The sequence below is a fragment of the Streptomyces sp. NPDC051907 genome (genome assembly GCF_040681075.1).
GTDB lineage: Bacteria > Actinomycetota > Actinomycetes > Streptomycetales > Streptomycetaceae > Streptomyces.
In genome coordinates this window covers 41,047-61,290 of record NZ_JBFAYB010000052.1, presented here as the reverse complement: position 1 = coordinate 61,290, position 20,244 = coordinate 41,047, and the positions used below count along the sequence as shown (strand labels likewise).

22 protein-coding genes and 1 pseudogene are annotated in these 20,244 nt (G+C 71.5%); 12 read left to right on the top strand and 11 right to left on the bottom strand.

Going from position 1 to position 20,244, the window contains the following annotated elements:
* Positions 1–164: 164 nt before the first annotated feature.
* On the top strand, positions 165–332 hold the full coding sequence (locus AB0M39_RS25090) for a hypothetical protein (RefSeq protein WP_365368035.1): 168 nt from the start codon (positions 165–167) through the stop codon (positions 330–332).
* Positions 333–341: 9 nt separating this feature from the next.
* On the opposite strand, the gene AB0M39_RS25085 is transcribed toward AB0M39_RS25090, so the two are convergent.
* On the bottom strand, positions 342–716 hold the full coding sequence (locus tag AB0M39_RS25085; RefSeq protein ID WP_365368033.1) for a hypothetical protein: 375 nt from the start codon (positions 714–716) through the stop codon (positions 342–344).
* A 511-nt stretch (positions 717–1,227) separates the two neighbouring features.
* Positions 1,228–2,991, bottom strand: coding sequence for an HNH endonuclease (locus AB0M39_RS25080; RefSeq protein WP_365368031.1), 1,764 nt, complete (start codon positions 2,989–2,991; stop codon positions 1,228–1,230).
* Positions 2,992–3,383: 392 nt separating this feature from the next.
* Here AB0M39_RS25080 and AB0M39_RS25075 point away from each other — a divergent pair, with 392 nt between their 5' ends.
* Both AB0M39_RS25075 and AB0M39_RS25070 read left to right on the top strand, forming a co-directional pair.
* Positions 3,384–3,851, top strand: a complete 468-nt coding sequence (locus tag AB0M39_RS25075; protein WP_365368029.1) for a GntR family transcriptional regulator — start codon at positions 3,384–3,386, stop codon at positions 3,849–3,851.
* The gene (locus tag AB0M39_RS25070; RefSeq protein WP_365368027.1) at positions 3,848–4,420 is read left to right on the top strand and encodes an HD domain-containing protein; all 573 of its coding nucleotides are present in this window, start codon (positions 3,848–3,850) and stop codon (positions 4,418–4,420) included. Before AB0M39_RS25075 ends, AB0M39_RS25070 begins: the two co-directional genes overlap by 4 nt.
* Here AB0M39_RS25070 and AB0M39_RS25065 read toward each other — a convergent pair.
* Genes AB0M39_RS25065 through AB0M39_RS25055 form a run of 3 tightly spaced genes read right to left on the bottom strand, consistent with a single transcriptional unit; the run spans position 4,408 to position 5,606 of the window.
* Positions 4,408–4,881, bottom strand: coding sequence for an NUDIX domain-containing protein (locus AB0M39_RS25065; protein WP_365368025.1), 474 nt, complete (start codon positions 4,879–4,881; stop codon positions 4,408–4,410). The genes AB0M39_RS25070 and AB0M39_RS25065 overlap by 13 nt on opposite strands.
* 2 nt (positions 4,882–4,883) lie before the next feature.
* Positions 4,884–5,321, bottom strand: coding sequence for a hypothetical protein (locus AB0M39_RS25060; protein WP_365368023.1), 438 nt, complete (start codon positions 5,319–5,321; stop codon positions 4,884–4,886).
* 42 nt (positions 5,322–5,363) lie between these two features.
* The gene (locus AB0M39_RS25055; RefSeq protein WP_365368045.1) at positions 5,364–5,606 is read right to left on the bottom strand and encodes a hypothetical protein; all 243 of its coding nucleotides are present in this window, start codon (positions 5,604–5,606) and stop codon (positions 5,364–5,366) included.
* Here AB0M39_RS25055 and AB0M39_RS25050 point away from each other — a divergent pair.
* Both AB0M39_RS25050 and AB0M39_RS25045 read left to right on the top strand, forming a co-directional pair.
* Positions 5,526–5,744, top strand: a pseudogene (locus AB0M39_RS25050) (site-specific integrase); the annotation flags it as partial. The gene AB0M39_RS25055 and the pseudogene AB0M39_RS25050 sit on opposite strands and share 81 nt — an antisense overlap.
* A 216-nt stretch (positions 5,745–5,960) precedes the next feature.
* Complete coding sequence (locus AB0M39_RS25045; RefSeq protein ID WP_365368021.1) at positions 5,961–6,380, top strand: hypothetical protein; 420 nt, start codon at positions 5,961–5,963, stop codon at positions 6,378–6,380.
* Here AB0M39_RS25045 and AB0M39_RS25040 read toward each other — a convergent pair.
* A complete protein-coding gene (locus tag AB0M39_RS25040) occupies positions 6,370–7,191 on the bottom strand; it encodes a helix-turn-helix transcriptional regulator (RefSeq protein ID WP_365368020.1) in 822 nt (273 codons plus the stop codon). The two genes, AB0M39_RS25045 and AB0M39_RS25040, sit on opposite strands and share 11 nt — an antisense overlap.
* A gap of 229 nt (positions 7,192–7,420) precedes the next feature.
* Between AB0M39_RS25040 and AB0M39_RS25035 the strand changes: the two genes are divergently transcribed.
* On the top strand, positions 7,421–8,833 hold the full coding sequence (locus AB0M39_RS25035) for a hypothetical protein (protein ID WP_365368019.1): 1,413 nt from the start codon (positions 7,421–7,423) through the stop codon (positions 8,831–8,833).
* 142 nt (positions 8,834–8,975) lie between these two features.
* Here the strand turns inward: AB0M39_RS25035 and AB0M39_RS25030 are convergent, their stop codons facing one another.
* From AB0M39_RS25030 to AB0M39_RS25020, 3 genes are all read right to left on the bottom strand, one after another.
* The gene (locus tag AB0M39_RS25030; protein WP_365368017.1) at positions 8,976–10,037 is read right to left on the bottom strand and encodes a phosphatidylinositol-specific phospholipase C domain-containing protein; all 1,062 of its coding nucleotides are present in this window, start codon (positions 10,035–10,037) and stop codon (positions 8,976–8,978) included.
* A gap of 179 nt (positions 10,038–10,216) precedes the next feature.
* The gene (locus tag AB0M39_RS25025; RefSeq protein ID WP_365368015.1) at positions 10,217–11,731 is read right to left on the bottom strand and encodes a PH domain-containing protein; all 1,515 of its coding nucleotides are present in this window, start codon (positions 11,729–11,731) and stop codon (positions 10,217–10,219) included.
* The gene (locus tag AB0M39_RS25020) at positions 11,728–12,246 is read right to left on the bottom strand and encodes a PH domain-containing protein (protein WP_365368013.1); all 519 of its coding nucleotides are present in this window, start codon (positions 12,244–12,246) and stop codon (positions 11,728–11,730) included. The genes AB0M39_RS25025 and AB0M39_RS25020 overlap by 4 nt, the downstream gene beginning before the upstream one ends.
* 156 nt (positions 12,247–12,402) lie before the next feature.
* Between AB0M39_RS25020 and AB0M39_RS25015 the strand changes: the two genes are divergently transcribed.
* From AB0M39_RS25015 to AB0M39_RS25000, 4 genes are all read left to right on the top strand, one after another.
* Positions 12,403–13,017, top strand: coding sequence for a TetR family transcriptional regulator C-terminal domain-containing protein (locus AB0M39_RS25015; protein ID WP_365368011.1), 615 nt, complete (start codon positions 12,403–12,405; stop codon positions 13,015–13,017).
* Positions 13,018–13,192: 175 nt separating this feature from the next.
* The gene (locus AB0M39_RS25010; protein WP_365368009.1) at positions 13,193–14,731 is read left to right on the top strand and encodes an ATP-dependent DNA ligase; all 1,539 of its coding nucleotides are present in this window, start codon (positions 13,193–13,195) and stop codon (positions 14,729–14,731) included.
* 219 nt (positions 14,732–14,950) lie between these two features.
* Positions 14,951–15,256 carry a 4a-hydroxytetrahydrobiopterin dehydratase gene (locus AB0M39_RS25005; RefSeq protein ID WP_365368007.1) on the top strand — a complete coding sequence of 102 codons (306 nt, stop codon included), beginning with the start codon at positions 14,951–14,953 and terminating at the stop codon, positions 15,254–15,256.
* A gap of 88 nt (positions 15,257–15,344) precedes the next feature.
* Positions 15,345–16,079, top strand: a complete 735-nt coding sequence (locus tag AB0M39_RS25000; RefSeq protein ID WP_365368005.1) for a class I SAM-dependent methyltransferase — start codon at positions 15,345–15,347, stop codon at positions 16,077–16,079.
* A 42-nt stretch (positions 16,080–16,121) separates the two neighbouring features.
* On the opposite strand, the gene AB0M39_RS24995 is transcribed toward AB0M39_RS25000, so the two are convergent.
* The gene (locus AB0M39_RS24995) at positions 16,122–16,958 is read right to left on the bottom strand and encodes an NAD(P)H-binding protein (protein ID WP_365368003.1); all 837 of its coding nucleotides are present in this window, start codon (positions 16,956–16,958) and stop codon (positions 16,122–16,124) included.
* 93 nt (positions 16,959–17,051) lie between these two features.
* Here AB0M39_RS24995 and AB0M39_RS24990 point away from each other — a divergent pair, with 93 nt between their 5' ends.
* Both AB0M39_RS24990 and AB0M39_RS24985 read left to right on the top strand, forming a co-directional pair.
* Complete coding sequence (locus AB0M39_RS24990) at positions 17,052–18,059, top strand: AraC family transcriptional regulator (RefSeq protein WP_365368001.1); 1,008 nt, start codon at positions 17,052–17,054, stop codon at positions 18,057–18,059.
* A complete protein-coding gene (locus tag AB0M39_RS24985) occupies positions 18,056–18,919 on the top strand; it encodes a class I SAM-dependent methyltransferase (RefSeq protein ID WP_365367999.1) in 864 nt (287 codons plus the stop codon). Before AB0M39_RS24990 ends, AB0M39_RS24985 begins: the two co-directional genes overlap by 4 nt.
* 260 nt (positions 18,920–19,179) lie before the next feature.
* Here AB0M39_RS24985 and AB0M39_RS24980 read toward each other — a convergent pair whose 3' ends face one another.
* On the bottom strand, positions 19,180–20,007 hold the full coding sequence (locus AB0M39_RS24980; protein WP_365367997.1) for an aldo/keto reductase: 828 nt from the start codon (positions 20,005–20,007) through the stop codon (positions 19,180–19,182).
* Positions 20,008–20,244 lie beyond the last annotated feature (237 nt).

Genomic DNA, 20,244 nt, shown 5'->3' with positions numbered 1-20,244 from the left:
CCCGCCCGGGCGCGTACCGCCCCTCGGCCCTGCGCCCGGCGTGGCCCCCGCTGCCGCCGCGGGCTGTGCGCTGCGCTGTCCTGCGCTGCTGAGAGACCCGGCGTTCGCCGAGTCCGGCCCGTTCGAGCAGCCATCAGCCACATCACGCCACGAGGTGCACAGCCATGCCCATCGACCCTTTCGCCGCGCTCAACGCGATGATCCGCGCCGAAGTCGCCCGTTCCGCCGAACACGAGGAGCACGGACGCGCCGACGCCCTCGGCGGCGCCGACCCGGCGGCCGAGGCGTCGCCCGAGGCCCGCCGCCCGGCGCGGGACGACGGCGCCGCCTGAGGCGACCCGTCACGGGACCAGGTCCACCGCCGCGCACTGATCCGGCGCTCCCATCCAGGTGCGCCACGCCGAGGCGGTGTCCGGATGGAAGACGAACCGGGGGTCGCGGCCGGGAGGCGACCCCAGGCCCTCGACGGGGCCGATGATGTGGAACGCCAGCCGCCTGCCGTCCGGGAACGCCTCCCATAACTCGCCCGGGGCCAGTTCGCGGTCGTCGCCGAGCGAGGTGACGTCCACGAAGAGAGAGGCGAACCCCTCGGCCTCGCGCAGCCGCAGCGCATGTGCCAGCACCGGCGCGGTGGTCCTGGCCAGCCGGCCGCTCACCGCGACCCACACCTGCCTCCCGTCCTGTGCCAGCACGCGTACCCCGATGAACGCTCCCACCTGCGCTCCCCCAGCAGCCAGGTCGGGCACACCGCCGTCCGGCGCGCCCACACGCGTCCTATTCGGAGCCGCGGGCGCGGGGGATTGCCCAGGAACGCAGGCGTCCCGGCGCCGGGACGCTACGCGCCGGCGCTGGTCGGGATCCCCAGCTCGGCGCTGGTCGGGACCTGCCGCCCGGCGCTGGTGGGGCTTCCGCGCCCGCGCCGGACGGACCCTCCGCCCGGTGCTGCTCGGGGTCCTCTGCGCCGACTCCCCGCGTCCGGCCCCGCATTACCCCTGCGGTAGGGCAGGGGTGAGAGAGGGCTCAGGAAGCGGGGGTGGTACGGGCCCATCTAGAGCTAGAACGGGGAGCGACCGTCCGTGGAAGCCGGGGAGGGTCCGATTGGTGTCGCCGAGTGTGGTTCCCAGTTTGGCTCCCCACGGGTTCGCGGCGCCTCGATGAGAAACCACCGGGGGATTGGGAGGGGTACTCACTATGGGTTAAGCCACCTTCTACAAGAGGAGCGGTGGCCTAGCCGCGCGCCTCCTGGTCCGGTGTGTTCCTGCCGCATAGAGCGCGCTGATAGCGGAGATGGGTCTCGCTGATCCGGTGCTCCGGTAGCCGGCGGAGCTCGCCCGATTGACTGCCATCCGCAGTCGAGCGGACGATGCCGTCCGGATCGATGTAGATAGCCAACGTGTCGAACTGCACGTGGTGATTGGGGCACAGCACCAACAGGTTGGCAAGCTCGTCGGGTCCGTTGTGCGGCTGGCCAAGACCGCGGATGTGGGCCGCCTCGCTGTACGTGCCGAACCGTGTCGCCAGCTGTATTCCACAGACCTGGCAGTGATCGGCGTGCATCTCCTTGATCTTGGTCGCCAGTTTCGTGTCGCGCACAAGTCGCGAGGTATTCGTGGTGCGGCGAGCGGCAGGGCCCTGATGTTCCTGCTCCTTTGAGCCAGCCTCGACACCGCTCGCGCTCTCATGACCGGCCAGCCCAAGTCGCTCCATCAGAGCGTGCTGATCGAAATCTGCGAGGTACGTCTCCCGGAGAACAGCGATCGCCTGGTTACGTACGAACGGATCCCTCAACAACTGGGCGGCTTGCTCGGTGACCCCTGCCTTGGGGTTGGATCTGTCAAAGGCTGCGGCGCTGGGCGTGCCCGCTTGCGCGGACGGGACGCCATGGACCTCCCACAGTTCGCTCGTCCGCAGATGCCAGAAGGGATACTCCGGGGTTGAGGATGAAGTGGGAAGACCAAACTCGACCAACAGCCCGCCAACCTCGCTACGGAACTCCTGCCAGGGGGCGAGCCGCGACTCCCCGCGGCCGATCCTGGCGATAGCCCACAGCAGTGCCAAAGGCTTGTGCCGACTCTGACGGCCGTTCTGCAGATGGAGCCTGAGGCTCTTCAGCTTCTCAACGAGCAATCTAGGGGCGAGCTCCTGCCGCGCTTCGTCTTTCTCGGCGCGAGACGCTGTCCCGTCGTTAGGCCGCCGAGGCGCAGGGATTAACGCGTCTTCATCCGAGCGCCTGTCGCCGGCGGAACGAGAATGAGCCTCGGGTTCCTGAAGGCGATCGGATCGCTGGTGTACCTCTGGGCGGACGGCCTGGCCACTCTCCACCCAACGCCGCCAAGCGAGCGGGGCACGCTCCAGCGCCTCGCCGGCTGAGAGCCTCCGATCGCCCCGCGCCTCGATCCAGGCCCAATCGACCTGGTCATCTTCCGTGCGCAGGTCCAGAAGGGCCAGCTCATATAGATAGTTGGGAAAGGGCTGGCCCTTGTCGTGCTGTTCGAGCTGCTCAGCGTGCTCTATGACTGCCAAGCCGCAGAATTGAACGTACCCCTTGGGGGTCTTGTTGCGAGTGACCGTTGCGAAGACGAGCAGTGGTGCGGCCAAGGCCCGCTGTGGCGCGGTCGTCGCTTTGTGGCTGGTCCAGGCTTCCAATAAGACGGCATTGCCCTGCGTAGTGCCCACGGGGACGGTGTGGTCGACGCGATGGTCACCGAAGTAGCGGACGCGCCCGTTGTCCAGGTCGAACACATCGTGCCAGGGAGTCTCGGCCGTTCCGGCTTTCCATGGGCTCGAACGAATGAGGATCGCCGGACGCCGCGCAACACCAGCAGTCTTGACCTTCGCGATTGGGTTGATTCCTTTGCTCAGCTGCACCTGCGCGAGGACTTTCGAGGCCGTGAGGTAGTGGATGTTCGGGTAGCCGTCCATGACCGCGACAGACGGATCCCTGTTCTGCGAGGACCGCAGCACTTCACCGACACGCAACTGGCTCCCCATCGAGCATCCCCCTACCTCGCCGCCTGTACGAGTGATTTTGCCAGGCACTGTGACCAACGGGGGCGGGGAACGTTGATCTCCTGATCTGTAGCTCTACCCAGATCGGTCAACAACGTCCATACCGACGGCTTCGAGGCTTTGGAGGGTTTCCCACATGCGGGCCGTGGCTGTAGCTGTGGCCCCATGCGGCGGGCGAGCCCCTAGTGAAGTAGGGAAAACTCCCCCGTGTCGAGGCACGCGTATCGTCGCGGCAGGGTGTGGGCGCGACGGCCATCGATCCAGAGAATGGGAGTTGCACCTCAGACGCCAGCGCCGCGCTGGCGAGCTGTCGACCGCGCGCCGGCCCATGCGAGGCTTGAGGTCGACAACGGCACGTAGGGAGAAGAGAGCGTGTGTCGCAGCAGGCCAGCCCTCGGGGGACCTTCGCACAGATCGCGGATGTCATGAAGGCGGAGATTCAGGCCAAGCCAGAGATGGCGGAGTTGCCGACGCTCGCGACCCTCATGGAGGAGCACGGGGTGTCTCGGGGCGTCGCGCTCCGGGCCTTCAACGTGCTTCGGCAGGAGGGATTGGCCGAACCGGCGCCGGGCGGGCGGTGGCGCGTGGTTCGGGAAGGGCAGAGCTTCGACCGCCGGTCGTTGGCCGAGCAGCTCGCTGATGTGATCACGAGAGACGGCATCGTGGTGGGTGCCTCGTTCCCCAGCACGTCCGCGCTCGCCACACGGTTTGGTGTCTCGCGCCCGACCGTGACCAAGGCGCTCGGCAAGCTCGAAGCTGCCGGGCTGCTTTCGGAGGCGCGGCAAGGGAAGCAGCGCACTGTGTTGGCCCTGCCGGACCGAGAGGAGCGTTCCACGCTGTGAGTGCAACGGAACTGACAGAGTGGGCTTACCCCCTCGCCGAATCGCTGCTGGCCGACCCGCTGCCGCGGCGGTGGAAACACTCGCTGGGGGTGGCAGAGCGAGCGCGCACCGTCGCCCCCATCCTCGGTGCAGACGCTGACCTTCTAGAAGCAGCGGCCGTGCTCCACGACATCGGATACGCCCCGGACCTCGCCAAGACCGGCTTCCACCCGCTGGACGGCGCGCGGTACCTGCGGGATATCGCCGACGCAGACGCACGCGTCGTACGCCTCGTTGCCCATCACTCCTGCGCCTGGATGGAAGCCGAGGCGCGCGGCCTGCGCGATGAGCTGGAGGCCGAGTTTCCTAGAGAGCACGCGCATCTCAACGACGCTCTCTGCTACTGCGACATGAACACGACTCCCGACGGCACGCCCACCAATCCAGTGGATCGGGTGAACGAGATCGCCGGGCGGTACGGGCCAGACAGCCTCATTGGCACGTTCATCCGCCGTGCTGAACCGGAGATCCTGGCCAGCACGGCCCGCGTATTGGAGCGGGTTTCCGCGGCCAAGCGTCAGCCGATGTAGGGAGCCGACCGCGCCCGATCCATCGCATGCTCGATGCGCAGCCGCATCGTCGGGTGGATGTCGAGTTCGGCTAGGTCCGCTGGGGCGACCCAGCGGACCTGTGTCGTCTCGTCGCTCGTACGAACGTCCCCGCCGATCGGCCGCGCCCGGAAACAGATGCTGAACTGCTGCCGCGCCTCGCCGTCGTCGTACAGCATCACGTGGCCAGGGTCCGTATAGATCCCGGACATGTCGACGACCTCGGCCTTGATGCCGGTCTCTTCCCAGACCTCGCGTACCACCGTGTCGCTGATGGATTCCCCGACGTCGTGCCCGCCGCCGGGGAGTGCCCACCGGCCGTTGTCGGAACGCTGGATGACGAGCACCTCGCCCGCGTCGTTCTGGACGAACGCAACAACGGACGGCACTACGGAGTTCGCCGGCGGGGCGTCCGGGTCGTGGAGGTAGTCAATGCGTCCCATGCTCAAGCTCCCATGAGGTCGTGGTCCGTTACCTGGCGCGCGCCTCCCCAGGTCTGCTCGATGCCATTCGCGTACGTGTCGAAGAGTCCTCCACCCGGCATTCGTCGCAGATGGAGCGCAGGTGCCATGTACGCACCGATCCCGTAGACGTGGGTGTTCACCAGCATCTCGTCATCGGCTCGGAACAGGGAGTTGTAGAGCGTCGCGTCATGCAGCCGGAAGGCGATGTCAGGATGGCTGCCGAACAGCGGCCGATAGTTCATCAGCGCATTGCGAATCTTCCCGTCCATGATCTGGTGACCCTCGTCTATGCCGCGCTGCTTGACCGCGGCGCAGTCCGGGTCCCCGAGCAGGATGCGCACCTGTGCGTTCCCCTGCACTTTGGCCTTGAGTAGGTCATGGAAGAGCGGATCCTCCGACAGCCACAGTCCGGAGTACACGAGAACGTCGATGTGCGACTGAGCCCGCGCGTAGATCTCGCGCTACAACTCCCCGGGGACCATATGGCGATGCGGGTAGACGGTGACGATCTCGGCTTTGCTCAGGTCCGAGGAGCTTTCGACCGTGCGGGAGTCCTCCCACAGCGTCGTCACGTCGACCTTGATCAGTGACGCCGTCGCGTACTGGTGACGCCGATACGGACGCGGATGCTGCGCACGAGCTTTGTGTCGCTCCTGTCGGACCACGGAATCCCGATCGAGGTCATCGCTCGCGTCGTGGGCCATAGCGGCAGCACCACCACTGAGCGCGTGTACCGCAAGCAGCTGCGTCCGGTGATCACATCGGGTGCGGAAGCGATGGACGACATCTTCAGAGCGAGTGGCGGCGAGAGGACGAGACAGGAGTGCGAACGGCCGCGCTAACCGGGCAGTGGCTCCCTGTCTGGCTCCCCGTGGCTCGTGTGCGCTGGGGGAGGGGGCTGTGACCTGGGCAGGGATCCACGCTCACCATTACCTCTGCGGTAATCGACCCCGTCCGCGGCGCCGGGCAGGCTTGCGCTACCGGAACTCGGGCGGCGCACTCCGTCCGAGCTCCGGGTCACCGACCGGCCCTTTGCCCTCGATGGAGGCTGATCCGCCATGTCCGCTGCCCTGCTCGCCGGCATCTCCCGTACCACCGAGCCGAAGACCATGCTGCGCCGCCTGCTCGCGCTCGACGCCGTCGTCACCGGCGCCAACGGACTGGCGTACGCTCTCGCCTCCGGGCCGCTCGGCCGGCTGCTGGGCGTCGACTCGACCCTCCTGGTCGAACTGGGCGTCCTCCTCACCCTGTTCGCGGCCGGAGTCGGCGCTCTCGCCTCGCGGCCGGAGCCCGCCCCGACGGCGGTGAAGGTGGTCGTCGACGTCAATCTGCTCTGGGTCGTCGGGAGCGTCGCCGCCCTGGCGTTCTGGTTCGAGCCGACGACCGCCGGCGCCGTGTGGATACCGATGCAGGCGCTGGTCGTCGGCGGATTCGCCGTGCTCCAGTGGTCCGCGCTGCGGGCGGGCGCTAGGGCGTGAGCGACTGAAGGTAGGCGACCGTCGCCGGGTCGGCCGGGAGCAGCGTCTCTATGGCCAGCTCGGCGACGGTGACGTCCATAGGCGTGTTGAACGTCGAGATCGACGACACGAAGGACAGCACCCGGCCGTCGTGCTCGATCCGCAGCGGAAGCGCGAAGTACGCGTGCTCCGCCTCGTCCTCGCCGTGCTCGGTGCCGTGTCCCCCGTCGGCGCCGGTCTCGGCGAGGGGATAGGCGGCGACCTCGTCGTACAGCTCGCGCAGCGCGTCGGAGCGGACCAGCGCGATCTGGCGCTCCATCTGGGCCAGCAGGTGGCCGCGCCACTGCGGCAGATTGCGGATGCGGGAGGCGAGGCCCTCGGGGTGGAGGGTGATCCGTACGGCGTTGACGGGCGGTGTGATCAGGTGCTCCGGCAGGCCTTCCATGAGCATCGCGATGCCTCGGTTCGCCGCTACCACCGTGTACGTAGCGTCGACGACGAGCGCCGGATACGGCTCGTAGCCCTCCAGCAGCGCCTTGATGCCCTCGCGCAGGGCGCCCATCGCCGGGTCGTCGAGGGCGGTCTCGGTGTACTGCGGCGCGTAGCCGCCCGCCAGCAGCAGGGCGTTGCGCTCCCGCATGGGGACGTCCAGGTGCTCCGCGAGGCGCAGGATCATCTCCTCGCTGGGGCGCGAGCGTCCCGTCTCGATGAAGCTGATGTGGCGGGCCGAGGAGTCCGCGCGCAGGGCCAGCTCGAGCTGGCTGATCCGGCGCTGCTCGCGCCAGCCGCGCAGCAGCTGCCCTACTCTCATGTCGGGCGCGACAGTTGTCATACCGCGACCGTAATACGCCGAGTGGGGGATGCGCGGGCGCGGCCCGGCGCACGGTCGAGGACCGAGGTCTGGACACGGACCGGCTCGGCGGGGGCCACGGGCCCGGAGCGGGCAGTTCCGCGGCCAGCGGTGGCAGCGGGCGCCGGTGTCGCCCAGACTCGGACGGTGAAGGCGTGATCGCAGAGTGTGAGATTTCACGCAGGCGTCCCCGAGTCACAGGAGTCCCGCCATGCCCGAAGGTCCCACGGCGCCGGCGCATCTGACCGCCGCGGTGCGCAGCCTCGCGGACGTGCTGGGCGGGCTGCCGAAGCGCTGGGTCGAGGCGCTCTGGCTGGCCGAGGTGGAGGGGCAGCCTCCCGACGCGGTCGGCGGGCGCATAGGCACGGCGCCCCCGGCGACGGCGATGGTGCTGGAGCGGGCGCGGGAGGGGGCGCGGCAGGCGTTCCTGCGGGCGTACCCCGGGGCGCCGGCAGACCCGGCGTGCGGGACGTACTGGGAGCGGGTGCCGGCGAGGGCGGCGGGCGGGGCGTGGGGATCACCCGAGCGGTCGAGCGAGCTGCGAGCGCATATGGCGGGGTGCGGGGGATGCCGGACGCGAGCGGCCGTGCTCGCCCGCGCGGACGAGGGGTTCGATGCGCTGCTGCGGCCCGCGCTGCTGATGTTCTTCCTGGGCGGCCCGGAGGCCGAGGCGGCGGATGAGGCCGGGCGCGGCGGTCGCTGGGAGTCCGTACGCCGTGTGCTGGCCGGCGGTGGCAAGGTCCCGGCCGTCGCGATCGGCGCGGCGGCGGTGACGGTGACCGTCGCGGGTGTCGCGGTCGCCGCGGGCCTGGCGCTGCGGGGCTCGGACGCCTCGACGGCCGACGCGGCGGACCGGGGCGGGTCTGCCTCGGCGTCGCGTCCGCTGCTGGACCCGGACGCGCCGGCCGAGGAGAAGCCGCCCGCGCCGCCCGTGGACCCGGAGGAGTCCGCGCCCGCCGAACTCCTGGAGGAGGCGGACTCGGAGGTTCCCGCCATCCCGGACGCGCCCGAGGAGGCGGAGGTCCCCGACGTGCCGGAGGACCCGGCGGAGGCGCCCGTCGAGGCGGAGCTGCCCGAGGCGCCCGCGCTGCCCGAGGCGCCGGACGACGCGGCGCTGCCGGACGAGGCGGAGGCGCCTGCGCTGCCGGCGCTGCCGGTGGAGACGGCCGTACCGGAGGAGCCCGCGGCGCCCCTGGTACCCGTCGAGCCCGTCGAACCGGTGGCGCCCGTCGTTCCGCTCGTGCCTGACGAGCCTGAGCCCCCGGTCGAGCCGACGACGTCCGCGCCCCCGGCCCTGCCCGTACCACCGCCCGCATCCGCGTCGGTATCGCCGTCGCCAGCGCCGTCGAGCCTGACCCCCTCGGCCGCGTCAGCGAAGCCGAAGCCGACGCCCAAGTCGACGCCCAAGCCGTCGCACGCGACGAAACCGAAGCATGAGCCCGAGCAGAAGCAGAAGCAGGCGCAGCGGAAGCAGGAGAAGCTGAAGAAGCCGAAGGCGTGCGGCTCCGCGAGCCCGACGGCCCAGCGCACCCCTGCCGCTTCCCTCGCCCCCCTACGGCCCACCGTCGACCCGGGATCGATCTGTGTCCGGAAATCGCCGTCCGCGCTCGGCGGGCGGAGGTGAGAAGCCCCGGCCGGACGGGGGTTTCCGGCCGGGGCGGTCAGCGTGCGGGCGGTCACCGTCACACCCACGTATAGATGAACGGTAAACCATCACGTGGGTTCCCGTGAACTCGGTCCCCTTTCGGCGTGTGTGCCGGTTTCGCCTACTCGCCGGTCCCGCGCGGCACCACCGTGGCGAGCACGGAGGGCAGCGGGAACCAGTCGGCCGAGACGACGTTCGCGTGACGGCCCGCCAGCAGGGACAGCCGGTCGCGCGCCTGGGCCTCGGTCGGGTTGGTGCCGTCGATCGCGGGCGCCACGCTGTGAGCGTCGGTCATGACCACGAGATAGCGGTTCCTGGCGTACCAGGCGGTGTCGATCGAGCCGCCCGCGTAGGTGCCCGCGCTCCCGTCGAAGACGACGAACCAGGGGCGGATCGAGGCGTCGGCGTACCGGGTGCGCGGGTCGCCGGCGGCCGCGCCGTGGACCGCGGGGAACGCCCCCGCCTCGCCCAGCCGGCCCGCCGCCTTGAGGTCCCGCAGATGCTGGGCGTACTCGCGGTCGGTCCACAGCGAGTCCAGCGGGTTGCCCTCCTCGACCGTGCCGGGGATCAGCTCGACGATGAACTTGCCGGCGAGCGCGGAGCGGGCGGGCCAGCCGTTCGTCCGTACGGCCGTGTCCAGGTCCGGGTGCCCGCCGGCCAGGTCGCGCGGGCGGTACAGGGCGTCGCCGAGGCGGGCGGCGAGGAGCGCGTCGAGGGCGGCGGGACCGCGTCCGTGCTTGGCCTGGAAGCCGTCCTTGAGCTCCATCTTGATGAGGATGGGCCGGTGGCCGGGGTTGGCGTCGTGCCAGGCCTTCATGTCGGCGAGACAGCCGCCGAGGTCCTGGTTGCGGGACTTGGTGCGCAGCTGGGCCGCGTTGGCCGCGTTCTCGCAGTTGTTGTTGTTGCCTATCGGGTTGCTGTGCGAGACCCGCCACGATCTGCCGAACGCGTTGGTCCAGACGTCGACCTCCAGCATCCCCGCCCCGGAGTCGAGCGCGTCGGCGAAGTACGGGTACTTCGCCTTCTCGTACGCGTTGTGGACGCCGACCCCGGTCGTTGCCGAGTAGGGCAGCTGCCCCGGATCCGCTGCCCGGGGCGCGGCCGTCCCGGTCGGAGCGAGCGCGACGGCGAGCAGCCCGGCCGCGACGGTCGTCGTCACGGCCGCGCGCGAAAGCTTCCCCATGGTCCCCTGCCTTTGCTTTCGTTCGATCAGTTCGATCAGTTCGATCAAGTCGACGTGAAGGCTAGGGGAGTTGGGTGAATCGTGGGGAGACCGGACCCGGCCGTTGCGCGCGGGTCCCGTGTGCTAGAAGCTCTGGCCGGCTGCCTGTTGGGCGACGGTCAATGCTGGTTGACGGGCTGTCAGCCGACAGGCCGCTGGCCGGCCGGCCGCTCCAGGAACTCCTCCAGGATTCCCGGGGCGGCGACGGAGGCGAAGGCGACGGCCTGATCGGCCGCCATGTCCCGGACGTGGTAGCCGTGTTCGCCCGCCCCGACCGCGGCGGTGAGCGTGAGGAGTCCGTTGCGGCGGCCGAAAGGAGAGCTGACGAAGGTCCAGGCGATGATCGCGTCCCGCTCCAGGGCGACCGTTTCCCGGCTGAACGTGCCCGCCCGCACCAGGAAATGGGCGCCGTGCAGCGCATGGCCGAGACTGCGGTACGCGTCCCGGGCCAGCAGCCACACCGTAGCCGCCGCGACCAGCGCGTAGATCCAGGCGACGGTCAGCAGGACGGGCGTCAGCAGCAGCCCGAGCGCCAGGAGCGCGGCCGTGGCCGGAGCGACGGCGAACAGCAGCCCGCGCGTCAGCCTGCGGCGCAGCGCGGCCCGGGGATGGGGCGTGAGGCGGGCCGCGGTGAAGGGGTGCTCGGCCGTGCGGAGCGCGCCCGCGGTGACGCGCAGCGCCTCCTCGCGCGGCGCGGGCGGGAGCAGGGCGCTGCGCGCGCGGGTCTCCTCGCTGTCGCCGAGCCCGCCCGCGACGGCCGCCGCGCTCGCGCCGCCGCCGGCCCGCAGCAGCAGCGGCTCGCGGAGCGCCACGCCGCGCAGCCGGGCGCGCTCGATGGAGACCGAGCGTGTGGTCAGCAGCCCGCGGCGCACGGTCAGGGTGCGCTCGTCGGTCCAGGTCGCGCTGTAGCCCCACCAGTTCTCGACGTACATCGCCAGCGCGCCGATCGAGCCGAGGGCGAGCACGGCGAGCAGCGCCCCGGGGACGGTCAGCCAGAGCATGCTGTGGCCGAACTCCGTGAACGCGTCCCTGACGAAGCCGACGCGCCACAGCTCGACGCCGAAGCCGTCCAGCACGCGGTAGACCGTGCCCACGACGACGCCCACGCCGCCGACGACCCAGAACGTCAGCGGGGCGTAGCGCAGCCACCGCCAGTCGACGCGGCTGAGGACGGGGTCGTGGGCCGCCGCGCCGGCCTCGGCGCGGGCGAGCAGGGCGGCGCGCAGCCGGTGCGCCTCGGGCGCGGCCACGGAGTTGAGGACGATCTCGCCCCTGCCCTCGCCCGACGCGGAGGCGCCCGCCCGGACGACGGCGAGGCCCAGCAGCCGGTGCAGCGGGGTGGCGGTCAGGTCCACGCTGCGGACGCGGTGGAGCGGGACGGTGCGCACGCTGCGGCTCAGTACTCCGCTGCGTACGACGAACGCGTCGGCGGTGACCTGATAGCCCGTGCGGGACCAGCTGAGCAGGCCTACGGCGGTGACGACGGCGAACGAGACGGCGAGGGCGGCCAGCGTGATCAGGGCGCCCACGGGTATCGCGCCGCCGGTGGCGAGCGCGGTGAGGGCGAGCGAGGCGAGCGGCGGGGCGAGCCAGCCGCAGTGCACGAGCAGGGTACGGGCGTCGGGGCGGCGCCAGGCGGCGGCGGTCGTCGTCATGCGGCGTCCCCGGGGACGGTCTCGGCGGCCTCGCCGATGAGTCGCGCGAGCTCCTCGGCGTCGGCCTCGCGGATCCCGGAGATCTTGACGTCGCCGGCGGTGGAGGCGGTGGTGACGGTGAGCGTGGCCAGTCCGTACCGCGCCTGGAGCGGGCCGCGGACCGTGTCGACGGTCTGCACCCTGGACAGCGGGGCGATCCTGCGCTGCTGCCAGAGCCAGCCGCCGGCCGCGTAGACGGAGTGCGTGCCCAGCTCCCAGGCGTGCACGGCGTACCGGCGGCGCGGCATGAGGGTCAGATAGGCGAGCGCGGGCGCCACGAGGACGACCAGCAGCAGCGGGGCGAGCCAGGGGAGCGCGCCGGCGAAGAACAGCGCGGAGAGCCCGGCGAGCGTGACGGCGGTCAGCAGCATCGGGCCGCTCACCGTCAGCAGCGCCTGGACGGTCCACCAGCGGCGGGCCCGGGGGTCGACCTGGTGGCGGGGCGGCCGTAGGCGTGGGGCGGCGTGCAGGGACATGGGAGCTCCGCTTTCCAAGTCAACTGTATTGGATAGCGATACGTTACAACGGTACAAGTGACTTGTAAAAGTCGGCCGACGGACATCGGGAGGGGCCGATGAGCCGCGAGAGCCGACGAGCTGACAGCCGACGAACCGAGAGAGAGGAACCGCCCGGTGCCCAAGAAGGTGGACCACGAAGCCAGACGCCTGGAGATCGCGGAGGCGCTCCTGCGCATCGCCGGCACCCGGGGGCTCGACGGGGTGAGCCTGCGGGACGTAGCCGCGGAGGCGGACATCTCGCTGGGGCGGCTCCAGCACTACTTCCGTACGAAGGACGAGATGCTGCTCTTCGCCCTGCGGCACATCAACACGCTGGCGGACGCGCGGATCAGGGAGCGGATCGCGGCGGCCGGCGGGGAGAACGGCGAGGCGCCGCCGCCGCGGACGGTGCTCAGGGAATGCCTGGTCGGAATGCTGCCGCTGGACGACAAGAGCAGGGTGGGCACGCTGGTGGGGGCGGCGTACTTCGCCCGGGCGGTGCACGACGACCGGCTCGCGGGGGAGGCGCGGGAGGGGATCCCGAAGCTGGCCGCGCTGCTGGCGGAGCTGCTGAGGCAGTCGGGGCTGGGGGAGGGGCGGGACGCGGACGACGAGGCGATGCGGCTGATCAGCCTGGTCGACGGGCTGACGGCGTACACACTGCTGGGGGTGCAGACGGGGCGGGCGGCGCTGCGGCTGCTGGAGGGGTATCTGGACGGGCTGCTCCCCCCGGACCCGACCCCTTCGTGAACCGGACCCGAACCTTCCCCGGACCGGACCCTTCCCAGGGGCGACCCGCCCCTCGGAACCGCACCCCGACCCCCCCGCCCGCGCGTGCGCGTTCCGTCCCCGCCCCTCGGAACCGAACCCGGACCCGCCCCCGGCCGCGCGTGCGCGTTCCGTCCCTGCGGTGGACCATGGGGCCATGCTGATCGCCCGGCTCGCCGAGGTCTCCCAGCGCGTCGCCCAGACCTCCGCGCGGTCGCGGAAGATCGACGCGCTGGCCGAGCTGTTCCGGGAGACCGACGCCGAGCACGTCGGGCTCGTCATCGCGTATCTCGCCGGGCGGCTGCCCCAAGGGCGCATCGGCATCGGATGGAGCATCCTCAAGGAGCCCGTCGCCCCCGCCGAGCGCCCCGCGCTCGCCGTGTCCGACGTCGACCTCGCGCTGTCCCGGATCGCGGACGTCTCAGGGCCCGGCTCCACCGCCGAGCGCAAGCGGCGCGTCCACGACCTCATGGGCGCCGCCACCGCCGACGAGCAGGCGTTCCTGATGCGGCTGCTGACCGGCGAGGTGCGCCAGGGAGCGCTCGACGCGATCGCGCTCGAGGCCGTCGCCAAGGCCGCCGAAGCGCCGGCCGCGGACGTGCGCCGGGCCGTGATGCTCGACGGCTCGCTGCCGCGCGTCGCACGCGCCCTGTTCGCCGAAGGGCCGTCCGCGCTGGCCGGGTTCCGCCTGCGCGTCGGCGTGCCCGTGCAGCCGATGCTCGCGCACACCGCCAAGTCCGTGACCGAGGCCGTCCAGACGCTCGACGCCCCCGCCGTCGTCGAGGAGAAGCTCGACGGCATCCGCGTCCAGGTGCACCGCGCCCAGGACCAGATCCGGGTCTACACCCGCTCCCTCGACGACATCACCGACCGCCTCCCCGACGTCGTCCTGGCCGCACGCGAGATGACGGGCGATCACTTCATCCTGGACGGCGAGGTGATCGCCCTGGACCCCGTCGGCCGGCCCCTCGCCTTCCAGGACATCGCCTCCCGCGTCGGCTCGCGCCTCGACGTGGACGCCGCCAGAGCCGCGCTTCCCCTGGTGCCCGTCTTCTTCGACGTGCTGGCCGCCGACGGCGAGGCGGTCCTCGACCTCCCCGGCGGCGAACGCCACGAGGTCCTCGCCCGCCTCGTCCCCGAGCCCATGCGCGTACGCCGCAGCGTCGTCGCCGACCCCGCGTCGGCCGAACAGGTCGCCGCAGCAGAGGAGTTCTTCGCCGAGACCCTGCGCAGGGGCCATGAGGGCGTCCTGGTCAAGGCCCTCGACGCGCCGTACGTCGCCGGCCGCCGCGGCCGCTCCTGGCTCAAGGTCAAGCCCGTACACACCCTCGACCTCGTCGTCCTCGCCGTCGAGCGCGGCCACGGCAGACGCACCGGACTCCTGTCCAACCTCCACCTCGGCGCCCGCGCGGCCGACGGCACGTTCGTCATGCTCGGCAAGACGTTCAAGGGGCTGACCGACCAGATGCTGCACTGGCAGACGGAGCGGCTGGGCGAGCTCGCCGTCGCCGACGACGGGTACACCGTGCAGGTCCGCCCCGAGCTCGTCGTGGAGATCGCCTACGACGGACTCCAACGCTCCTCGCGCTACCCCGCAGGCGTCGCCCTCCGCTTCGCCCGGGTGCTGCGCCACCGCCCCGACAAGCCCGCCGAACAGGCCGACACGATCGAGCAGGTCCTGCGGTCGGGGCAGTGAGCCCCCCCCCACGAGGCAGTGAGACCCCGTACGAGGCAGTGAAGCCGTGAGCCGCGCACCACGACACAGGAGCCGGAGCCTGCTCTGGCCCATCCGGGGGAGCGAGGTCCGACGCGCCGCGGGGACACGTCCGGCGCGGCTCGCCGGTGGCGTCGCCAGAGCTGATCGCACGTCATAGGGTGGCCGGGTCGCCTGCCGTCTCCCGAAGGGATCCCGGTCATGCCCACAGAGCCGCTGTCGCAGAAGGAGATCGAGGACCGGCTGCGGGAGCTTCCCGGCTGGTCCCAGGAGGGCGACCGGATCGCCCGCTCCTACCGCCTGTCCTCCCACTTCGCGGCCACCGCGATGGTCGTGCACATCGCGCAGATCCAGGAGGAGCTCAACCACCACTCGGATCTCACGCTCGGCTACAACACCCTCGCCCTGTCGATGAACAGCCATGACGCGGGCGGGGCGGTGACGGAGAAGGACTTCCAGCTCGCCCAGCGCGTGGAGGACATCGCCTCGGGCCACGGCGCGAGCTGAGCCTCCACGCCGCGACGCCTCCACGCCTCCACATCTCGTCGCCTCGACGACTCCGTCACGGCGAGGACCACGTGGCATCCTCGGTCACATGCTCGACTACGACTCCGAGGCCGCCGCCTACGACGCCACCCGAGGGGGTGTGCCCAGGGCCGAGGCCGCGGCCGCGGCGGTCCTCGGCCTTGTGCCCGCCGAAGCCCGCACCCTGCTCGATATCGGCTGCGGCACCGGCCTGGTGACGGAGCGTCTGATCCGGCCGGGGCTGCTGGTGACGGGCGCCGACGGCTCGTACGGCATGGCCCGCAAGGCCGCCGAGCGCGTGGGCCGCGTCGTCCTCGCGGACGTGCGCCGGCTGCCGCTGGCCGCCGAGGCCGTGGACGCCGTCTCCGCGGTGTGGCTGCTCCATCTGGTGCGGGAGGCGGATGCCGTGGTGGCCGAGGCGGCACGGGCGCTGCGGCCCGGCGGGGTGTTCGTCGCGACCGTCGACAAGGACGCGGGACACGACGTGTCCAGCGACATCGACGAGGTGCTCGCGCCGTACCGCTCGTACGAGGACGCCTTCGACCGCGCGGATCTCGTCGAGCGGCACGCCGCCGCGCACGGGCTGAAGCCCGCCGGGGAGACTCGCTTCGTCGGCCACGGCCAGGGGCGCTCGCCGCAGGGGACCGCGAAGTCGCTGCTCGCTGGGGGTTTCGCGTCCTGGTTCAGGGGCCACGACCAGGCGACGGCGGCCGAACTGGCCGACCGGCTCGTCGCGTTGCCCGATCCCCAGACGTGCCGCCCCGACCCCCGGTACCGACTGCTGGCCTTCCGCAAGGAGCGCTGAGCCTCCCCCGGCCGGGGGAGGCTCAGCACCGGTGCGGGCGGCTCACCCGTTCCAGGCGCCCGACTCGGCCGCTTCCCGGGCGAAGTCCGCGAAGTCCTTCGGGGCCCGGCCCAGCACCTTGTACACGCCGTCCGTCACATGGGCGTTGTGCCCGTCGAGCAGCATGGCGAACAGGCCCGCCAGCCACTCCGACTCCGGCCCGGGGAAGCCGTAGTGCTGGAGCATCTCGGCGTACTCGTCGGCGGACACCGGGAGGTAGCGCACCTGACGGCCCGTCGCGCGGCTGATCTCGGCAGCCGCCTCCTCGAACGTGAGCAGCCGGGGGCCGGTCAGCTCGTGGACCACGCCGGCGTGGCCGTCCTCGGTGAGCGCCGCGACCACCACGTCCGCGAGGTCGTCCGCGTGGATGAAGGGCTCGGCGGTCTGGCCGGCCGGGAAGGGGATCTCGCCGCCGAGCACGGCTTCGTACATCGCGCCCTCGTTGAAGTTCTGCGCGAAGAAACTCGCCCGAACGACCGTCAGATCCAGTCCGGACGACCGCAGTTCGCCCTCGGCCACCAGCGCGTCCGGCTCGCCGCGCCCGGAGAGCAGCACCACGCGCCGCACCCCGTTCTCCTTCGCGATCCGGCCGAAGGCCTGCATGGCCTCGGCGCCGCCGGGGGCCGCGAGGTCCGGGTAGTAGGCGATGTACGCGGCGTCCGCGCCGTTCAGGGCTGCCGCCCAGGTCGACTGGTCCTCCCAGTCGAATCGGACGTCGCCCTTGCGCGAGCCCGCCCGCACCGTCGCTCCGAGCGCCGTGAGCCGCTCCGCCACCCGCCGTCCGGTCTTGCCCGTCGCCGCCGTCACCAACACCGTGTTCTGCTTCGTGTTCTCTGTCATGCCTCAAGATTCGCGGCTCGCGCTTGGACTCTCCATGCTTCAAAGGCTCAATGTCATATGCGCGCGTCTACGGGTCTGCGTACGCTGTGACGCATGGACGTTCTCGCCGGACTTCTGGACGGACCACGCGCCAGGGGGGCCTTTCTGCTGCGGATGGTGATGCGGCCGCCGTGGTCGGTGCGCGTCGAGGACGAGGCCACGCTGTGCGTGCTCTGCATGACCAAGGGCGAGGCGTGGATCATTCCCGATGTCTGCGAGCCGGTGCTGCTGCGCCCCGGGGACGTCGCCATCGTCCGCGGTCCCGGGCACTACACGACCGCCGACCGGGCCGACCGCGAGCCGACCGCGCTGATCGGACCGGGCGGGACCTGCCACACCCTCCAGGGCGAACCGCTCGCGGAGTCCATGTCCTTGGGCGTCCGCAGCTGGGGCAACGACCCCGCGGGGTCGAGCACCATGCTGGTCGGGACGTACCAGATGAAGGGCGAGGTCAGCACGCGGCTCCTGGACGCGCTGCCCGACGTGGTGCATCTGTCGGCCGAGACGCTGACCTGCCCGCTGATGCCGGTGCTCGACGAGGAGATCTCCCGCGACGAGCCCGGCCAGAGCGTGATGCTCGACCGCATCCTGGACCTGGTGCTGGTCGCGGCGCTGCGGACCTGGTTCTCCCGCCCCGACGCGGCGGCCCCGGCCTGGTACCGGGCGATGGGCGACCCGGTGGTGGGACAGGCGCTGCGGCTGATGCAGGACGATCCCTCGTACCCCTGGACGGTGGCCTCCATCGCCGACAAGTGCGGGGTCTCGCGGGCCGGGCTCGCGCGCCGCTTCACCGACCTGGTGGGGGAGCCCCCGATGGCGTACCTCACCGGCTTGCGGCTCGCGCTCGCCGCCGACCTGCTCCGCGACACGGACGCGACGGTGGAGGCGGTGGCCAGGAAGGTCGGCTACAGCGGCTCGTTCGCGCTGAGCGCGGCGTTCAAACGGGTACGGGGGATCAGCCCGCAGGAGCACCGAACGGGGCAGGCCCCGGCGAACGGCGGTTTGCCGAAACCGCAACAGCATTCGCCAGAAGGGCGAAGCGACGCGACTCTGGAGCCATGACTCATCACCACGACACGACGCACATCGACTGGGACGAGATGACGCCGCTGCTGGAGATCGGCGTCGAGCTCCACAGCCCGCTCTACCGCCAGGCAGCCGACTGGATGGGCACCCTGGCGCCGGCGGCCGGTGTCCGCCGGATCCTCGACGTCGGCAGCGGCCCCGGAGTGCTCACCGTGCTGCTCGCCGAGGCCTTCCCGTACGCGGAGGTGGTCGCGGTGGACGCCACCGCGCCGCTGCTGGAGCGGGCCAGGGAACGCGCGGAGCGCGCCGGGCTCGGCGACCGGATCAGCACCCTGCACGCGGAACTCCCGGAAGACTTCGAGAAGTTGGGCGAGGCCGACCTGATCTGGGCGGGCAACTCCCTGCACCACATCGGCGATCAGCGCGCCGCGCTCGCCGGCTTCGCGCGGCTGCTGCGGCCCGGCGGGCTGCTCGCCCTGGCCGAGGGAGGACTGCCCGCGCGCCATCTGCCGCGGGACATCGGCATCGGCCGGCCGGGCCTGGAGGCGCGGATGGGGGTGGCCACCGACGACTGGTTCACGCAGATGCGGGCGGAGCTGCCCGGGGCGAAGGACGAGGTCGAGGACTGGCGCGCGCTGACGGCGGGGGCGGGACTGACGCCGAGCGGCGCCCGCACCTTCCTGCTGGACGTCCCGGCGCCGATCCCGCAGGTCGCGCGCGACCATCTGATCGCCGACTTCACCCGGCAGCTCGACGTCCTGGGCGAGGCGCTGTCGGCCGAGGACCGCGCGACGCTCGAGCGGCTGCTGGACCCGGCCGACCCGCAGGGGCTCCACCACCGCGCGGACCCGTACCTGCTGTTCGCGCGCACCGTGCACACCGCGCGCCGGGGCTGACCCTCGCGGCTCGACCGGCGCGTCTCGCCCTGATCGCTCGTACGTGGCTCGTCGCTCGTGCTCGGCGCGTCTCGCGCACTGATCGCTCGTACGGGCACGGGTCGCTTGCGCTCGTGCTCGCGCCGATCGTGCGTACGCGCAGCTCGCCGACGCGAAGACACAAACGCGAAGACGACGACGCCCTCGCCGGGTACGTACCCGGGCGAGGGCGTCGCGCATGGCCGGGCCGCTGTCGGCGCCCCGGCGGCAAGTCTCTCGCTCTAGCCGAACGTCGTCGGGTCCGGCCCCAGCCGCTTGCCCTCGTCGAGCGCCGCGAACGCCGCCAGGTCGTCGCCGTCCAGCTCGAAGTCGAAGACGTCGATGTTCTCCTGGATCCGCGACGGGGTCACGGACTTGGGGATCGCCACATTGCCGAGCTGCAAGTGCCAGCGCAGCACCACCTGAGCGGGCGTCTTGCCGTGCTTCTGCGCGACCGCGACCACCGTCGGGACCTCCAGGAGGCCCCGGCCCTGGCCCAGCGGCGACCAGGCCTCGGTCGCGATGCCGTGCTCGGCGTGGAAGGCGCGCGAGGCGGACTGCTGGAGCTGGGGGTGCAGCTCGATCTGGTTCACCGCCGGAACGATCGCGGTCTCGCCGATCAGGCGCTCCAAGTGCTCCGGAAGGAAGTTGGAGACGCCGATCGCCTTGGCGCGACCGTCCGCGTGGATCTTCTCGAAGGCGTTGTAGGTCTCGACGTACAGGTTCTTCGCGGGCACCGGCCAGTGGATCAGATACAGGTCCACGTAGTCGAGGCCGAGCTTGTCCAGCGAGGCGTCGAAGGCGCGCAGCGTGGAGTCGTAGCCGTGGTTGCTGCTCCACAGCTTCGTGGTGACGAAGAGCTCCTCGCGGGGAATGCCGGAGGCGGCGACGGCGCGCCCGGTGCCCCGCTCGTTCTCGTAGACGGCCGCGGTGTCGATACTGCGGTAGCCGGCCTCCAGGGCCGTGCCGATCGCCCGCGTCGCCTCGTCGTCCGGCACCTGCCAGACGCCGTAGCCGAGCTGGGGCATGGCGGCGCCGTTGTTGAGGATGATGGAGGGCACCTTGCTCACGAGCGGTCGATCCTTACGTCGTCGGTCATGCGTCGGTCATGCTGGGTCATGCGTGGGGCAGTACTCCCACAGTCAACGATCACCCTTGCACACGCATTCCCCGCCGGCGAAGTCGGCGGGCGTCCGCTGCGACCTCATCGGTCCAGACCACTGACCGCGCCTCGTCAAGCCCTCCGGTGCGGCACGGCGGGCCGGCGCGCCGCGAGCCGCCGTCGACCGGCGCACGACGAGCGGCTG

What these genes read in the sequence shown, in the direction of transcription:
- AB0M39_RS24990 (WP_365368001.1), top strand. Translation starts at nt 17,052, where the DNA reads ATGGACGTTCTCGCCGGACTTCTGGACGGACCACGCGCCAGGGGGGCC.
- AB0M39_RS25030 (WP_365368017.1), bottom strand. Translation starts at nt 10,037, where the DNA reads ATGGGGAAGCTTTCGCGCGCGGCCGTGACGACGACCGTCGCGGCCGGG.
- AB0M39_RS25045 (WP_365368021.1), top strand. Translation starts at nt 5,961, where the DNA reads ATGTCCGCTGCCCTGCTCGCCGGCATCTCCCGTACCACCGAGCCGAAG.
- AB0M39_RS25080 (WP_365368031.1), bottom strand. Translation starts at nt 2,991, where the DNA reads ATGGGGAGCCAGTTGCGTGTCGGTGAAGTGCTGCGGTCCTCGCAGAAC.
- AB0M39_RS25025 (WP_365368015.1), bottom strand. Translation starts at nt 11,731, where the DNA reads ATGACGACGACCGCCGCCGCCTGGCGCCGCCCCGACGCCCGTACCCTG.
- AB0M39_RS25010 (WP_365368009.1), top strand. Translation starts at nt 13,193, where the DNA reads ATGCTGATCGCCCGGCTCGCCGAGGTCTCCCAGCGCGTCGCCCAGACC.
- AB0M39_RS24985 (WP_365367999.1), top strand. Translation starts at nt 18,056, where the DNA reads ATGACTCATCACCACGACACGACGCACATCGACTGGGACGAGATGACG.
- AB0M39_RS25005 (WP_365368007.1), top strand. Translation starts at nt 14,951, where the DNA reads ATGCCCACAGAGCCGCTGTCGCAGAAGGAGATCGAGGACCGGCTGCGG.
- AB0M39_RS25040 (WP_365368020.1), bottom strand. Translation starts at nt 7,191, where the DNA reads ATGACAACTGTCGCGCCCGACATGAGAGTAGGGCAGCTGCTGCGCGGC.
- AB0M39_RS24995 (WP_365368003.1), bottom strand. Translation starts at nt 16,958, where the DNA reads ATGACAGAGAACACGAAGCAGAACACGGTGTTGGTGACGGCGGCGACG.
- AB0M39_RS25035 (WP_365368019.1), top strand. Translation starts at nt 7,421, where the DNA reads ATGCCCGAAGGTCCCACGGCGCCGGCGCATCTGACCGCCGCGGTGCGC.
- AB0M39_RS25065 (WP_365368025.1), bottom strand. Translation starts at nt 4,881, where the DNA reads ATGGGACGCATTGACTACCTCCACGACCCGGACGCCCCGCCGGCGAAC.
- AB0M39_RS25090 (WP_365368035.1), top strand. Translation starts at nt 165, where the DNA reads ATGCCCATCGACCCTTTCGCCGCGCTCAACGCGATGATCCGCGCCGAA.
- AB0M39_RS25055 (WP_365368045.1), bottom strand. Translation starts at nt 5,606, where the DNA reads ATGGCCCACGACGCGAGCGATGACCTCGATCGGGATTCCGTGGTCCGA.
- AB0M39_RS25000 (WP_365368005.1), top strand. Translation starts at nt 15,345, where the DNA reads ATGCTCGACTACGACTCCGAGGCCGCCGCCTACGACGCCACCCGAGGG.
- AB0M39_RS25020 (WP_365368013.1), bottom strand. Translation starts at nt 12,246, where the DNA reads ATGTCCCTGCACGCCGCCCCACGCCTACGGCCGCCCCGCCACCAGGTC.